This window comes from Enterococcus xiangfangensis, from assembly GCF_005405365.1.
Lineage (GTDB): Bacteria > Bacillota > Bacilli > Lactobacillales > Enterococcaceae > Enterococcus_A > Enterococcus_A xiangfangensis.
On the sequence record NZ_BJDX01000015.1, the window covers coordinates 30,078 to 44,369 of the forward strand.

Here is a 14,292-nt window from a genome sequence, read left to right on the forward strand (position 1 = left end):
GTGACAGAAATGAGCAGTTTCAAGAATAAAAAGTAGTTTTTGTAAATTGCTTCTGAAATTTTTGAAACAATATTTATTCAAAAAAGATGGGGGATGATGAGAAATTTGTCATTCCCTTATTTTTATGAATTAAAAAAAGAGTACTCGCAAAATAGATTGAACTATTTTGCGAGTACTCTTTTTTGATTTATTCTACTGTAACTGATTTCGCTAGATTCCGTGGTTTATCAACATCATGTCCCCGTAATAAGGTCGCATAATAGGCGATCAATTGTCCTGGAATAACTGAAATTAGTGGACGCAAGAATTGATGAACAATCGGTAAAATAATTTGATCGCCCTCTTTGCTCAATTCTTCTGAAACAATGACTAATGTATGAGCACCGCGGCTTTCTACTTCGCGTAAATTTCCACGGGTATGAGGAGCAGTCACTGCTTCAGTGATGATTCCGATAACTGGTGTTCCTTCTTCGACCAAGGCAATTGTTCCGTGTTTTAATTCACCAGCTGCAAAACCTTCTGCTTGAATATAAGAGATCTCTTTTAGTTTTAGAGCAACTTCCATAGAGACATAATAGTCTTCTGAACGTCCGATATAAAAAGCATTCCGAGTCGTTGCTAAATATTCTTTCGCTAATTCTTCGATCATTGCTTTTTCAGAGATCATCACATCCATCGCGTTAGCTGCGATTCCTAATTCTTTTGTCAAATCGAATTCTTTAGCCGCTGCGATTCCTTTTGCCTGTCCAACCGCTTTAGCTAAGACAGTTAGTGCTGCAATTTGCGCAGTGTAGGCCTTAGTAGAAGCCACCGCGATTTCTGGACCCGCGTGTAATAACATTGTGTAGCTTGCTTCCCGTGATAGAGTGGAGCCTGCGACATTTGTTATCGTAAGTGCTGGGTGCCCTAATTCGTTGGTCTTAACCAAAACTTGGCGACTATCTGCTGTTTCACCGCTTTGAGTTAAATAAATGAAGAATGGTTTTTTTGAAAGAAGTGGCATATTATAACCAAATTCACTCGATAAATGGATCTCAACGGGGATATCGGCTAAACCTTCGATGATTTGCTTGCTTGCCCAACCGGCATTGTTACTTGTACCGCAAGCAACAATATAAATACGATCGCTTGTTAATAAGCTCTGCAATAAGTCATTGTCGATTACGACGGTTCCTGTTTCATCGGTATATTCACTGATGATCCGACGCATCGTTGCAGGTTGTTCGTCGATTTCTTTCAACATGTAGTAAGGATAAGTTCCTTTCTCCATATCAGAAAGGTCAATTTTTGCTTCATAAGAGGCACGTTGGATCTCGTTGCCGTTTTCGTCTTCAATCTCCACGTGTTCTTTTGTTACGATGACCATTTCGCCATCGTTAATTTCAACAAATCGATTGGTTTGTTCTAACATAGCCATTGCATCGCTGCAGACAACATTAAAGCCGTCGCCTAATCCAATCAATAATGGGCTTTTATTTTTTGCAACATAAATCGTTTCGCGATCGTTTTTGTCAATCAAACCAAAAGCATAAGAACCATGGATCTCTTTCAATGCCTTTTTAAAGGCATCTTTGGTCGATAGGCCTTGGTCGGCGAAATATTCAACTAAGTGAACAGCAATTTCTGTGTCGGTTTCACCATAAAAACGATCATTTGCCAAATATTTTTCTTTTAAATCATCATAATTTTCAATCACGCCATTATGAACCAACACAAAACGCTTACTTTGCGAGGTATGAGGATGCGCATTTTCTTCGCTTGGTTCGCCGTGAGTTGCCCAGCGTGTATGACCGATCCCGATCGTACCGTGAACATCCTCACCGATTTTTCCAGCCAATTCTTTGATCCGTCCTTGTGATTTGATCAAGAAATCTTCGTTTTGATCTGCTACAAAAATACCAGCAGAGTCATATCCACGATATTCTAATTTTTCCAATCCGTTAACTAAAATACTTGTTGCTTGCTCATTTCCTACGATTCCTACAATTCCACACATAATGTTTTCCTACTTTCCTAGCATTATATGTTTCCGAGCTGTCTGACCATTTTTTTGTTCTTTTAATAAAGTTTTTGTAATGATCTGTAGAGCACAGCTACCCTGAAGCCACCCGCCGAAACGTTCGATCAGCTTCTTCCTCGTCACCCTAAAAAAGGGTCTGGCGCTATCTTATTGGTCCATTTAAGATTTTATTGTTTTATTATCGGAAACAAGGACTAATATAATATAAACTTTCTAACTAGTCAAATATTTTTTTATTTTTATAGAATTGGTATATATGTAATTTGTGAAAAGTCCCAAGTGAATGAATTTGTTTCTACATTTCATCTATTAGAAGAATAGGTTAGAATGAAAGAGTATTATTTATAAAAATTCTGCCTGATAAGCGGAGTTGAACGAAGTTTGTTTCAAAAAGAGGAGGAAATTAAATGAATCAACTAGAAAATCTAACAGTTGGAGACTTGCGTAATTTTTTAGCACAGCTGACCAATGATCCAGAAGTCACAGATGAAACTAAAATATTTTTAGATACTGGCTGGGATAGTATCCAAGAGATCAGTCCAGATGCTTTGAGTATTGAAGGTGCCCAAGCATTTAAAATAGAAGATCCTTTGACCCATGAATTTTTTGGCGGGTATTCTCTATTGGAAAAGGCAGAAAAGATGAAAGGTGAAGGTCCGATAGAAAAAGTTTTAGTTATCCGCAATTTATATTAAAATTTGGGTCGAGGTCATTTTTGGAAAAAACGGTCGTACGTTAAGAGGGTTCTCTGAAGAAAATTAGGAAATAGTTGTATTCGAAAGTATTCGTATGAACGAGGAGGAAAATGATGAATAAAAGACGGTGGGCTGCTATTGGTATTGCAGTGACATTATTGATTTTATCAGGAATATCATCAGCAATCAGCAGCAAAAAAGACGAGAAAAAGGAACTTAGTCAAGTCAATGAATTGTTGTATGGGACAAATGAAGTACAAGAAAAAATAGAAGAAGCTGGCTCAAATAATAAAAAAATCGTCAAATTGGTAGTAGAAGGTGCAATTATTGATGATGGGACCAGCGGTTTGTTTTCAACTGGCGGATACAATCATGAATCATTTATGAAACAACTGGCAAAGATCAATAATGATTCTAAAGTCAAAGGAATCCTATTAGAAATCAATTCTCCAGGGGGGTCTGTGTATGAGACGGCTGAAATTACTCGTGCGCTGAAAGAACTTCAAGCATCTAAAAAAATCCCAATTTATGCTTCGATGGAGAGCCAAGCGGCTAGCGGCGGTTATTATATTGCGGCTAATTCGGATAAAATCTATGCAACGGAAGACACGATGACCGGTTCAATTGGTGTCATCATGTCTAGTATGAACTATTCTGGATTGATGGAAAAACTTGGAATCAGTGATACGACAATTAAAAGCGGTGCTTTAAAAGATATCGGTTCTTCCTCGCGTCCGCAAACAGAAGAAGACAAAAAAGTTTTGCAAGCTTTTGTTGACAGTATGTATGGTCGTTTTGTAAAAACAGTCGCAGAAGGGCGCGATATGAAAGAAGCGGACGTGCGCAAATTAGCTGATGGTAGAATCTATGATGGGACACAAGCAGTTGAAAATGGCTTAGTTGATACGCTTGGCTATCCAGATCAAGCGTTAAAAGCACTAAAGAAAGATAAAAAATTGAGCGATGCAAAGGTTGTTTCTTATACTAGCGGATCGACCAACTTTATGAATACTTGGTTAGGGAATAACTTGGCAGAGTTTCAAGGAATCAAACCTTCACAAGAAGAATTAGTCAGAAATATCGTTGAAAGTGTCGGCACGCCTCAAGCACCTAAAGCAATGTATCTTTACGGAGGTGAGTAAGCATGAATGAAGAAACTAGCCAAAAACCGGCAGTTGGACCGGTGACGCGCTTACTGGAAAAACAAAACCACCGGCCCCAGTTTCATGACTATCCTAATTACTTTTATGCAGGTTTTTTGATTCGGCTGTTTGCTTATTTATTAGATTTATTATGTATTACTGCGGTGACGGGGCTTTTGTTAGGCTTACCAGCAAATTTATTTGGTTGGACAAAAAGTACTGAATTGTTAAGCGTATACGGATCGTTGACACTTCTGATCTATTTGGCGTATTTTATTTTGTTGACAAAATTAAACCAGGGACAAACAATCGGGAAAATGGTGTTTGGTATCCGAGTCATCTGCTTTAATGAAGAAGAATTAAGTTGGCAAACGGTTTTGATCAGAGAAGGTGCTTGTCGATTCGTTCTGCGGGGATCATTTTTTATGATTGGATACCTTGTAACGATTTTTACAGCAAACAAACAGCACATCGGCGATTACTTTTCCGATACCAGTGTAGTAACTATAAACTTATTAGCAGCTAGAGAGGGCTTTATTCAAGAATGAATCCGATAGAATTTCCCAATAATGATCAATATTATTTAGCGCTTGCCGAAGAAGCATTTTCAGCCGGCAACTATCAGCAAGCGTTAGAAAAGTATCAACTTGCTTATCAAGAAAATTCTTCGACAAAACTGAATCATTTGATCGCAAGCTTGGCCTTAGAACAAGGTGAATTTGCTGAGGCACTAGAATATGCGAATGAAGCAGCCGATAGTTACCTTGAAACAGCTGAAACGATCGATTTGTATTTGCAGATTCAAACATATTCAAAAAAATTTTTTGCCGCACGGGAATTTTTATGGCGGGGACAAAAAGAGAAACTGTTGACCGAAGAACAAGGCGAACTATGGCTGTTGCGGATCGATGACCAAGAAGCGTTTTATCAAAGACAGCAGCAGACACTGCTCAAGCAAATTGAGGAACAACTTAGTCAATTACCAACATTAATGCCGATGGAGCAGTTGGTGCTGGTCCGCAAAATCAAACAACTCCCAGAAGAACGCCTAAGGTCAGTGGCTGAAGATTTTATGATCGATTCTAAAATAGCACCATTAGTCCGCGGTTATTTGTTTGAAAGCTTGGCACGCGTGGGAATTGCTGATAAGGTCCGCTATTTGACTATTCAAGCTGAGATCGTAGAATTGTCACCCGCAGAGACAGGATTTGATGTGACGTTGCAGACTGAAATCGAAATGCAGTTAGATGAAAAGCTGCGTGATAATGATCCAATCCTTTTAGCCAACATATTAGAGCAAGTTAAATTAGAAATGGCGTTTTTATATCCATTACAGACCGCTTATCAAAAGCCGGAAGCCTGGGTTTCCAGTTATTTAGCCGATTATTTAAATGAAGCAGAGACACTTGACGAAACGATTGAAGCAATCCGCGAAAAAATCAAACGACTGATGTTTGATTACCATTAAAAAATGCCGAGAGTAACAGCTTTATATTTACATTTTATAAGCAGTAGTGTAATATTTAATGGTATGCAAAATGCAAGTATATTAGTATTCGGAGGGAACAAACGTGACTGTAAATTTTGAAAAAACAGGCACCAATGATGGTGTGTTAACATTTTCAATTGAACAAACTGAGATTCAAAAAGGATTAACAAATGCATTCAACAAAGTGAAAAAAAATCTTAATGTACCTGGCTTCCGTAAAGGAAAAGTATCACGCCAAGTATTTAACCGGATGTATGGTGAAGAAGCATTGTATGAAGATGCGTTAAACGACGTATTGCCAACTGCTTATGAAGCTGCTGTAAAAGAAGCTGGAATCGATCCAGTCTCTCAACCAAAAATTGACGTAGACAGCATGGAAAAAGGCGAAGCTTGGGTCATCAAAGCAGAAGTTATCGTAAAACCTGAAGTAAAATTAGGCGACTACAAAGAACTTGAAGTTCCTAAACAAGATGTAGAAGTAAATGAAGCTGACGTAGATGCTCGTTTGAAATCAGAACAAGAATCTCAAGCAGAATTAGTTATCAAAGAAGACGAAGCCGCTGAAAATGGCGACACAACTGTTATCGATTTTGAAGGTTTTGTCGGAGACGAAGCATTCGAAGGCGGTAAAGGCGAAAACTATTCACTTGAATTAGGTTCTGGCTCATTCATTCCTGGCTTTGAAGAACAATTAGTTGGTCACAAAGCAGGCGAAAGCTTAGACGTAACAGTAACTTTCCCAGCAGATTACCAAGCTGAAGATTTAGCGGGTAAAGAAGCTGTCTTTAAAGTAACGATTCATGAAGTAAAAGCCAAAGAATTACCTGAATTAGATGATGATTTTGCTAAAGACGTTGATGAAGAAGTAAATTCTTTAGACGAATTGAAAGCAAAATATCTTGAAGAATTAACAAAACAAAAAGAAGAAGCTGCCAAAGAAGCAAAAGACGAAGCTGCAATCAAGCAAGCTGTTGAAAATGCTGAAATCGTAGACCTTCCGCATGTAATGGTTCATGACGAAGTTCATCGCTCAATGGATGAATTCCTAAACAACATGCAACGTCAAGGAATCTCACCAGAAATGTACTATCAATTAACTGGTTCTACAGAAGAAGATCTTCACACACAATTTGAAGGCGAAGCTGAAAACCGCGTGAAGACAAACTTAGTGATGGAAACAATCGTTGAAGCAGAGAAAATTGAAGCGACAGAAGAAGATATCGCTAAAGAAATCAAAGAATTAGCAGATATGTATCAAATGCCTGAAGAACAAATCCGTCGTGTCCTAACAGAAGACATGATCGAACATGATATCAAAATGAAAAAAGCAGTTGAATTAGTAACTGGAACAGCTATAGAAAAATAAGTCTAATGATGAAGCTCTTCGGATCTTAGTAATGAAGACTAAATAAATTTTGGCTCTTCGTCAAATTGTGTTAGTAGAGACAAATTTTAATAAAAGTGAGTCGAATATGCGGTGCGTTTTGCGCGCCGCATATTTTTTGGTTTTTAAAACTAGTCCTTTGGTAGAAGTAATTTTAGTCGCCTAAATTTTACCAAAAGTGGAGTTTTTTTGATTTGTCTACAAAAAAAGTGTTGGTAGAAAAGCTGTTTTGAATGTCCGTCCATACGAAACATTATTGAACCTAAGTATGTAGCATGATATGTTGCATACTTTTTTTGTATCCATTAAGTTTAAGCAGATACATGTCTAATAATCTCTAATTTGATTCCTCTTTTTTATAAGGATAATTTACAAATTTTTAGTTGGAAAATCGAAGCAAATAACCACTTTGAAAAATAATAATTTAAATTTGGGATGAAAATATCTCATATTTGGGTTCACTTTTTTTGGAGCAATAAAGATCAACTGAACTGAAAACGCTTTTTAGGTTCTTTTCGAAAGTTGCTATCCATGTATATTTAATAAAAAGTGATAAATTGCCTCAATTGAGAACGCTTTTTATTTTATGCCAATGAAAAAGGTGAACTTAATGCTCATTGTCAATTGTTTATTAAGTAACTATATTATAGATGTGCACAAGAAATAAACGAAATTGAGGTGAAGTAAGTGTTAAGTAAAGTAATCAAAGATGAATATATTCAGCTGGATGTTCAGGCAAATAATTTTGAAGATGCCATTAAAAAAGCTTTGCAACCTTTTTTAGAGGCAGATGTAGTTACCGAAAAATATATAGAAGCAATTTTACGAATCTACGAAGAAACTGGTCCATATATTGTAATTACTAAAAATATTGCTTTGCCTCATGCACCAGTCGAGGAAGGGGCGAAAGATGTCGCCATTGGATTCACACGTTTGAAGACTCCGGTTGTTTCCGGACACAGTACAAATGATCCTGTTAAATATCTTTTCCCATTAAGTGCTAAAGATAGTCAGTCACATATTGAACTATTATCAGAACTGGCAAATTTATTAGGAGATCCTGAATTTTTAGGGTTTATTGAAACAGTACCATCTGAAGAAGAGTTTAAAAACTATATTACAAAAACAGAAGGAGAGAACAAAAATGAGTAATCATAAAGCATTAGTAGCCTGTCGTGCAGGTGTTGGATCAAGTTTGATGTTAAAAATCAAAGTAAACGAAGTCGTTAAGGAAAATAATTTTCCATTAGAAGTAGAACATTCATCTTTAGATGGTGTACCAGGATTCCCTGGAGATATGATTATTACTTTACCTGATGTAGCAGAAGAATTAAGAGAAAAAAATCTTCCACAAAAAATTGTAGGTATTGCCAATATTGTAGACAAGAATGAAATCAAAACAAAACTAGAAGAAGCATTTGCTGAATTGGAAAAATAAAAGGTAGAAAGGGAGACTGAAAAATGGATTTTATTATTAGCTTCTTAAGTACACCAGCCGTCTTGTTAGGACTTGTGGCAATGGTTGGGTTATTGGCTCAACGAAAATCTGGAACGGAAGTCCTGACTGGGACTTCTAAAACAATCATTGGTTTCTTAATCTTTAGTGCAGGCGGCACGATCATGACCGGTGCCTTGCAGAACTTCAATACATTGTTCCAAACTGGATTTCATATTAATGGTGTCGTAGCATCACCGGAAGCCGCAACAGCACTGGCACAGACAGAATTTGCATTTGTTACAAGTAGTACCTTGATTTTAGGATTTATTATGAACTTAGTAATTGCCAGAATCACTCCATTTAAGAATATCTTCTTTACAACTGGTCATAGTTTATTCTTTGCTTGTGTATTATCTCTAATTCTGAAAGCGCATAAATTTTCAGATGTATCAGCAATTATCGTTGGTGGCTTATTACTTGGATTCTTCTCAGCAGCATTACCACAACTATGTCAACCATTTATGCGGAAAATCACGGGAAGTGATGCAACTGCGATTGGGCATTTTAACATGGTGGGGTATGCGCTATCAGGTTATATTGGTAAATTGTTTGGTAAATGGAAAGACCGTACAACAGAAGATATCAACTTCCCTAAATGGTTATCTTTTTTTAGAGATTTCTTAATGGGTGTAGCAGTTGTCATGTTGTTCTTGTTTTATATTTCAGCGTTGAAAGCAGGTCGTGAAGTAACACAAGAACTTGCAGGAACAATGCATTGGTTAGTATTCCCGTTTGTTCAAGCATTTACATTTACAGCAGGTATGTCTATCTTGATGACCGGTGTACGGATGTTCTTAGCAGAAATTACAACAGCTTTTGTGGCAATCTCTGAAAAATTCATCCCTAATTCACGTCCTGCATTGGATGTTCCAACCGTATTCCCATTTGCACCTACAGCGGTTATCGTGGGATTCCTTTCATCATACACAGCTGGATTGTTGGGCGTATTGATAATGGTAGTCTTCAAATTCCCTATTGTCATCATCCCAGCTGCTCATATTTGTTTCTTCTCTGGTGGTACTGCAGCTGTATTTGGTAATTCAACCGGTGGTTGGCGTGGCGCAGTTGTTGGATCATTTGTAGTTGGTCTATTATTAGCATTCTTACCAACAGTTCTATATCCATTATATGGAAGCTTAGGAATTGAAGGCTCTACCTTCCCTAATATTGATTATAATGTTTGGGGTATCTTATTAGATAAAGTCTTGAGTGTATTTGGAATGTAATTATTCTTACAGCAGGCTCAGTAGTTAGTCTACTGAGCCTATTTTTAGAAAGAAGGTAAAATTTTTGGAAACAAATAAATTAGATAACTTTATTGAAACAGTAGATAAGGAAGTTCATAACTTTATAAATGAAATTGATAAACAAGAATTAATTGCCGCAGCTAAATTGATCACTAACAGTAAAAAAAACCATGGGCGGGTTCATATCACTGGCGTAGGCAAACCGAGCCATGTGGCTGAATATATTGCTGCACTGAATTCATCAATTGGAACACCAACTTATTTTTTAGACACGACTGAGGCTGTTCATGGTTCAGCAGGTCAAGTTTTGCCTGAGGATATTGTTATTGCTATTTCCAACAGTGGTCAAACAGATGAACTAAAACGTACTATTCTTGCTTTGAAGAAAATTGGTGCAAAAATAATTGGTGTTACAGGGGGAGCTTCTTCGTGGTTGAGTGAAAATGTAGATGTTTTCTTATTTGCTGGAGTAACTAAAGAGGGCGATGATCTGAATAAACCGCCAAGAACGTCTATTTTAGCAGAGATCATTATTTTACAAAGCTTATCGATCCTTTTACAACAAGCAGAAAATATTGACCTAAATGATTACTATCTATGGCATCCAGGTGGAGCATTAGGACAATCAATTCTGGAAGAAAAGGGAGCAAAAGTAAAATGAAAATAGAAGGTATTGTTACAGCAATGGTTACTCCATTAAACGAAAAGGGCATTGACGAAATTGCAACTAGAGCATTAGTCAATCGTTTAATTGACTCCGGTGTGGCTGGACTGTTTATCTTGGGAACAAATGGTGAATTTTATGCATTAAGTGAAACAGAAAAAATGATGTTAGCAAAAATCGTAGTCGATGAAACAAATGGTCGTGTACCAGTATTTGCTGGTTCTGGTGGTATTTCTACAGAAGCGACGATCAAACTAACGAATAAGCTAGAAAAAACTGGTGTGACAGCGGTATCTGTTATTACCCCATTTCTAATGAAGATTAATGATGAAGAACTAATCAATCATTATGAAAGAATCGTAAAAAATACCAATTTACCGATTATCCTTTACAATATTCCAGCAAATACAAAAATTAATATCAGTGAAGATGTTTTCAAGAAATTGGTCCAAAATGATCAAATTATTGGGATTAAAGATAGTAGCGGCGATATTGAGAATATTAAGATGTATATTGAAAACAGCCAACAACGAGAAGACTTTTCAGTTCTAATTGGATCAGATTCAAAGATTTTAACGGGATTAACGCTTGGAGCAGATGGAGCTGTAGCAGCTACTTCAAACGTTTTAACTAAAACAGATGTAGGAATTTATGATCAATTTATAAAAGGTAATATAGAAAAAGCGCAAGAGTTACAAAATAGTCTTGAGGAATTTCGCAGAGTCCTTAAATTTGCGACAGTGCCTAGTGTTTTAAAATATAGTTGCACAATCATTGGAAATTCAGTAGGTGTTCCCAAATTGCCAGTATTACCTGTAAAAGAAAAATATTATCAAGAGATCAAAAATGTAGTAAAGGGATATCAAAATGTAGAAGGGTTTGAGATTGACAATGAAGAAAATTAAAATTCTATCTAGAATTGAAGCAGAGAAATTAATGGCAATTGTTCGAGTTCAGACAATTGAAAGAGCAAGAGAGATTGTGGATGGATGTTTAGCAGGAGGCGTTTCATGCCTTGAAATTAGCTATACAAACGAGAATGCCGGAGAAATCATTGCACAGTTAAAAGAGATTTATAAAGACGATGTATTAATTGGTGCTGGTACTGTTTTGGATAGTGAAACAGCCAAACAAGCCATTTCAAGTGGTGCGGAGTTTATCATTGCGCCTAATTTTCAATTGTCAGTTGCCAAACTTTGTCATAGATATCAAATTCCATACATGCCTGGTTGTACTTCGGTAACTGAAATAGTAGAAGCTTTGGAAGCTGGTGCGGATATGATTAAGGCCTTTCCTGCTTCTAGCTTTATCGGTCCGAAAGTTGTTTCCACAATCAAAACACCGATGCCACAAGTTCCGGTCCTATCTTCTGGTGGGGTTACATTGAATAATGTAACAGAATGGCTTGAAAATGGTGTGGACTGTATGGGTGTTGGAACGTTATTATCTAAAGGGACGCAGAAAGAAATTGAAGAACACGCTTCAATATTAAAAAATAAAGTAGTGGAATTTTATAAGTAACCGAAAGGAATGAGCATGGATGGTGATGATTGATCAAAGGACTCGTCTTTTAATGAAAAAATTAATTGAAAAGCCAATTAATAGTCAGCAAAATTTGATGGACCAATTATCATTATCGAAATCTCAGATTGACTATGCGTTGGAAAAGGCAAGTGCTGTGCTAACCGAAGCCGGCCTTGAACCGTTGTTCATAGACAATCTGAATGTGGAGCTAAGTGAGGAGAATAAAAATTATTTCCTCACTTTGTTTTCGCAGAAGAAGATATATGATTATTATGAATTGAGTTCGGAAGAACGAAAAAAATATATCTTTCTAATGTTGTTGTTTCATTATAAGGAGTATTTATCTCTGAATCATTTTATTCAAGTTTTAAAAGTAGGCAAGACTACTTTTACAAGAGATATCAAAAAAGTCGAAGAAGAGTTAAAGAATCACAATTTGGAGATCATTTACACTAGAAAAGAAGGATACCAATTAGTCGGAGATGAAGCGAAAATACGCTATCATCTAATGAGAATGATTTTGGAAGATTCTAGTTTGGGTGATAATTTATTTTTATACAACTATTTTCTTAGCCAAGAAAGCGAGATTGATGTAAATGAAATTTCAAAGATAATAAAAGAACTAATGGACCAGTTTAATATCAAATTGGTCGAAAATAGGTTTAATGAATTTTCTTACATGTTGATATTTCTGGTTCCTCGCTTGAGTAAAAACTGGACAGAGTTTTATACAAAATATAATTATCAAACTTTTTTCAAAATGCAAGAGTATCAGTTTTCGGTGGCGCTATTAAAGAGTTTTAATATCACAAATGAATACGCAAGTTTGTACGTTTGTGGATGGATATTAGGAATGGCCATGGGTACCGCTGATCAAACAATTCCTGACTATTCTATTATTAATGAATTAGTTGAACGAATCTTTAATCGTTTTGAAATGTTATCCGGTGTCCGATTCAGAGATAAACAATCCGCCAAAAAACAATTGTTCAGTCATTTTAGGCCAGCATATTACCGTTTGTTTTTCCATTTGCCTATTGTGAACTATCTTCATGAAAAAATTTTAGTAGAATTTCCTGATTTATTTGAAATTGTCAAAGAGACGATGCGTCCTATTGAAGTTCTTTTTGGCACTGATATACCTGATGAGGAAATCACATTCCTAACGATCCACTTTGCTTCCCTGCTAGATGATTATGATGAATATCCTGTGCGTCAAAAAGTAGGTTTAATTGTATGTCCTAATGGGATTGGAAGTTCAGCTATCATTTACAATGAATTAAAGAATATTTTTCCTGAAATGATTTTGATTGGGCCGGTAGAGACGAATGAGTTGACTACTGTTACTGAAAATTATGATATGATTTTTACAACGGTTCCGAACATTCGGCTTTATTCCCAAAAGAAACCCATTTATGTAGTCAATCCCATTATGAGTATCGATGAAAAATACCATTTGATTCACGAAATTCAAAACACAAGTGATATTTCTCCTAGAAGATATAAAACAGAAGAATTACTAGAAATAATTGATAAATATGCTGATATAAAAGATAAGGAACAATTAGGAAAAGCATTAGAGTCCTATCTACATGAGAATAGGTCTTCAAAATCGAAAGGAAATGTTAAAGCTAAAGCAACTGTAAATTCTGAACTAAACTTATTGGATATTTTGAAACCAGAATATATCCAATTGGATGTGATGACTCGAAGTTGGGAAGAAGCGTTCTATGTAGCAGCAACACCTCTAGTTGATGCAGGAGTTTTCGGACGTCGGTACATTGATACGATCATCCAAACCACTCGAAGAGAAGGACCATATATGGTAATCATGGACAAAGTAGCGTTGCCTCATGCTCGTCCAGAAGATGGTACGAAGAAAGTTGGTCTGGGAATTACTGTATTAAAAAATGAGATTAAAGTAATGGGGAAAACACCAATTAAATATATCTTTACCCTTTCAGCCGTCGATAACAAGAAGCACTTAGCAGCAATTGCAGAACTGGTTTCGTTACTAGATAAAAAGGAGTTCTTTAATATCCTAGATCATTCGAATCAATCCACTGAAGTGTATCATTGGTTAGAAAAAGAGTTGGCTAAGGTTTAATCGGGCTTTAAGCAAGTCTATCTTGTTGAAAGCCAGATTTGGTACCAGTAATAGGGAGCTGACGATACTCATCCTGTAAAATGATGTAATGCTCAAAAAGTATAATTATTGAAACAATTTTTTGTTTTATTCATTACTATTAATAGTCATATCAAAAAAAGAGGACAATTATGTTCTCTTTTTTATTATCTAATGTCAGATAAATTTCTATCGATATGTTTTGACGAGAATCCTATTTAAGTTTACTTAACTTACTTTATTTCAAGTGATTGCTTAAGTCTTTGACAGATTTACTCTTTTATCCATATAATAGTGTGTTAGTTAAATGCATGACACAAGATCCCTATATTGATAATAATCAAACAAATAATTTTAATTGCAATACAACTAATAACTTTTAAATAGTACTTTAATTTGTTATTATTAAAATAATGACAAAATTAGTGGTTGCGTCAAGAATTATGTGTAAATGGAAAAGCCCATTCTGTTGATCAAGTTAAAACATTGATTCTAATGTATCAT

Annotated in this window: 13 protein-coding genes; 12 read left to right on the forward strand and 1 reads right to left on the reverse strand. The window is 36.0% G+C overall.

The genetic code is table 11. The annotated features are described in order from the left end of the window. Nucleotides 1-187: 187 nt before the first annotated feature. The gene (gene glmS / locus FFM68_RS12840; RefSeq protein WP_137619671.1) at nucleotides 188-1,996 is read right to left on the reverse strand and encodes a glutamine--fructose-6-phosphate transaminase (isomerizing); all 1,809 of its coding nucleotides are present in this window, start codon (nucleotides 1,994-1,996) and stop codon (nucleotides 188-190) included. A 431-nt stretch (nucleotides 1,997-2,427) separates the two neighbouring features. Between glmS and FFM68_RS12845 the strand changes: the two genes are divergently transcribed. The 12 genes from FFM68_RS12845 to FFM68_RS12900 all read left to right on the forward strand — a co-directional run bounded on the left by FFM68_RS12845 (nucleotide 2,428) and on the right by FFM68_RS12900 (nucleotide 13,770). Then, nucleotides 2,428-2,715, forward strand: coding sequence for a hypothetical protein (locus FFM68_RS12845; protein ID WP_137619672.1), 288 nt, complete (start codon nucleotides 2,428-2,430; stop codon nucleotides 2,713-2,715). A gap of 113 nt (nucleotides 2,716-2,828) precedes the next feature. Continuing rightward, nucleotides 2,829-3,857 (forward strand): signal peptide peptidase SppA, encoded by a 1,029-nt coding sequence (gene sppA, locus FFM68_RS12850; protein ID WP_137619673.1) that lies wholly within the window; start codon nucleotides 2,829-2,831, stop codon nucleotides 3,855-3,857. A gap of 2 nt (nucleotides 3,858-3,859) precedes the next feature. Then, on the forward strand, nucleotides 3,860-4,405 hold the full coding sequence (locus FFM68_RS12855; RefSeq protein WP_137619674.1) for an RDD family protein: 546 nt from the start codon (nucleotides 3,860-3,862) through the stop codon (nucleotides 4,403-4,405). After that, on the forward strand, nucleotides 4,402-5,325 hold the full coding sequence (locus tag FFM68_RS13160; RefSeq protein WP_167483500.1) for a tetratricopeptide repeat protein: 924 nt from the start codon (nucleotides 4,402-4,404) through the stop codon (nucleotides 5,323-5,325). The genes FFM68_RS12855 and FFM68_RS13160 overlap by 4 nt, the downstream gene beginning before the upstream one ends. 103 nt (nucleotides 5,326-5,428) lie before the next feature. Further along, the gene (gene tig, locus FFM68_RS12865; protein WP_137619675.1) at nucleotides 5,429-6,712 is read left to right on the forward strand and encodes a trigger factor; all 1,284 of its coding nucleotides are present in this window, start codon (nucleotides 5,429-5,431) and stop codon (nucleotides 6,710-6,712) included. 705 nt (nucleotides 6,713-7,417) lie between these two features. Beyond that, nucleotides 7,418-7,882 carry a PTS sugar transporter subunit IIA gene (locus FFM68_RS12870; RefSeq protein WP_137619676.1) on the forward strand — a complete coding sequence of 155 codons (465 nt, stop codon included), beginning with the start codon at nucleotides 7,418-7,420 and terminating at the stop codon, nucleotides 7,880-7,882. Further along, a complete protein-coding gene (locus FFM68_RS12875; protein ID WP_137619677.1) occupies nucleotides 7,875-8,168 on the forward strand; it encodes a PTS sugar transporter subunit IIB in 294 nt (97 codons plus the stop codon). Before FFM68_RS12870 ends, FFM68_RS12875 begins: the two co-directional genes overlap by 8 nt. A 23-nt stretch (nucleotides 8,169-8,191) precedes the next feature. Continuing rightward, complete coding sequence (gene ulaA / locus FFM68_RS12880) at nucleotides 8,192-9,454, forward strand: PTS ascorbate transporter subunit IIC (protein ID WP_137619678.1); 1,263 nt, start codon at nucleotides 8,192-8,194, stop codon at nucleotides 9,452-9,454. A 64-nt stretch (nucleotides 9,455-9,518) separates the two neighbouring features. Beyond that, nucleotides 9,519-10,136 (forward strand): SIS domain-containing protein, encoded by a 618-nt coding sequence (locus FFM68_RS12885; RefSeq protein ID WP_137619679.1) that lies wholly within the window; start codon nucleotides 9,519-9,521, stop codon nucleotides 10,134-10,136. Beyond that, the gene (gene dapA / locus FFM68_RS12890) at nucleotides 10,133-11,044 is read left to right on the forward strand and encodes a 4-hydroxy-tetrahydrodipicolinate synthase (RefSeq protein ID WP_137619680.1); all 912 of its coding nucleotides are present in this window, start codon (nucleotides 10,133-10,135) and stop codon (nucleotides 11,042-11,044) included. Before FFM68_RS12885 ends, dapA begins: the two co-directional genes overlap by 4 nt. Further along, nucleotides 11,031-11,660, forward strand: a complete 630-nt coding sequence (locus tag FFM68_RS12895) for a bifunctional 2-keto-4-hydroxyglutarate aldolase/2-keto-3-deoxy-6-phosphogluconate aldolase (RefSeq protein WP_137619681.1) — start codon at nucleotides 11,031-11,033, stop codon at nucleotides 11,658-11,660. The genes dapA and FFM68_RS12895 overlap by 14 nt, the downstream gene beginning before the upstream one ends. A 19-nt stretch (nucleotides 11,661-11,679) precedes the next feature. Next, nucleotides 11,680-13,770: a BglG family transcription antiterminator gene (locus tag FFM68_RS12900; protein ID WP_137619682.1), complete on the forward strand. Its 2,091-nt coding sequence runs from the start codon at nucleotides 11,680-11,682 to the stop codon at nucleotides 13,768-13,770. The last annotated feature ends 522 nt before the right edge of the window (nucleotides 13,771-14,292 follow it).

Bases quoted from the DNA above. Each gene is read 5' to 3' on its own strand.
- glmS (WP_137619671.1), bottom strand. From the start codon at position 1,996: ATGTGTGGAATTGTAGGAATCGTAGGAAATGAGCAAGCAACAAGTATT.
- FFM68_RS12845 (WP_137619672.1), top strand. From the start codon at position 2,428: ATGAATCAACTAGAAAATCTAACAGTTGGAGACTTGCGTAATTTTTTA.
- sppA (WP_137619673.1), top strand. From the start codon at position 2,829: ATGAATAAAAGACGGTGGGCTGCTATTGGTATTGCAGTGACATTATTG.
- FFM68_RS12855 (WP_137619674.1), top strand. From the start codon at position 3,860: ATGAATGAAGAAACTAGCCAAAAACCGGCAGTTGGACCGGTGACGCGC.
- FFM68_RS13160 (WP_167483500.1), top strand. From the start codon at position 4,402: ATGAATCCGATAGAATTTCCCAATAATGATCAATATTATTTAGCGCTT.
- FFM68_RS12875 (WP_137619677.1), top strand. From the start codon at position 7,875: ATGAGTAATCATAAAGCATTAGTAGCCTGTCGTGCAGGTGTTGGATCA.
- ulaA (WP_137619678.1), top strand. From the start codon at position 8,192: ATGGATTTTATTATTAGCTTCTTAAGTACACCAGCCGTCTTGTTAGGA.
- dapA (WP_137619680.1), top strand. From the start codon at position 10,133: ATGAAAATAGAAGGTATTGTTACAGCAATGGTTACTCCATTAAACGAA.
- FFM68_RS12895 (WP_137619681.1), top strand. From the start codon at position 11,031: ATGAAGAAAATTAAAATTCTATCTAGAATTGAAGCAGAGAAATTAATG.
- FFM68_RS12900 (WP_137619682.1), top strand. From the start codon at position 11,680: ATGGTGATGATTGATCAAAGGACTCGTCTTTTAATGAAAAAATTAATT.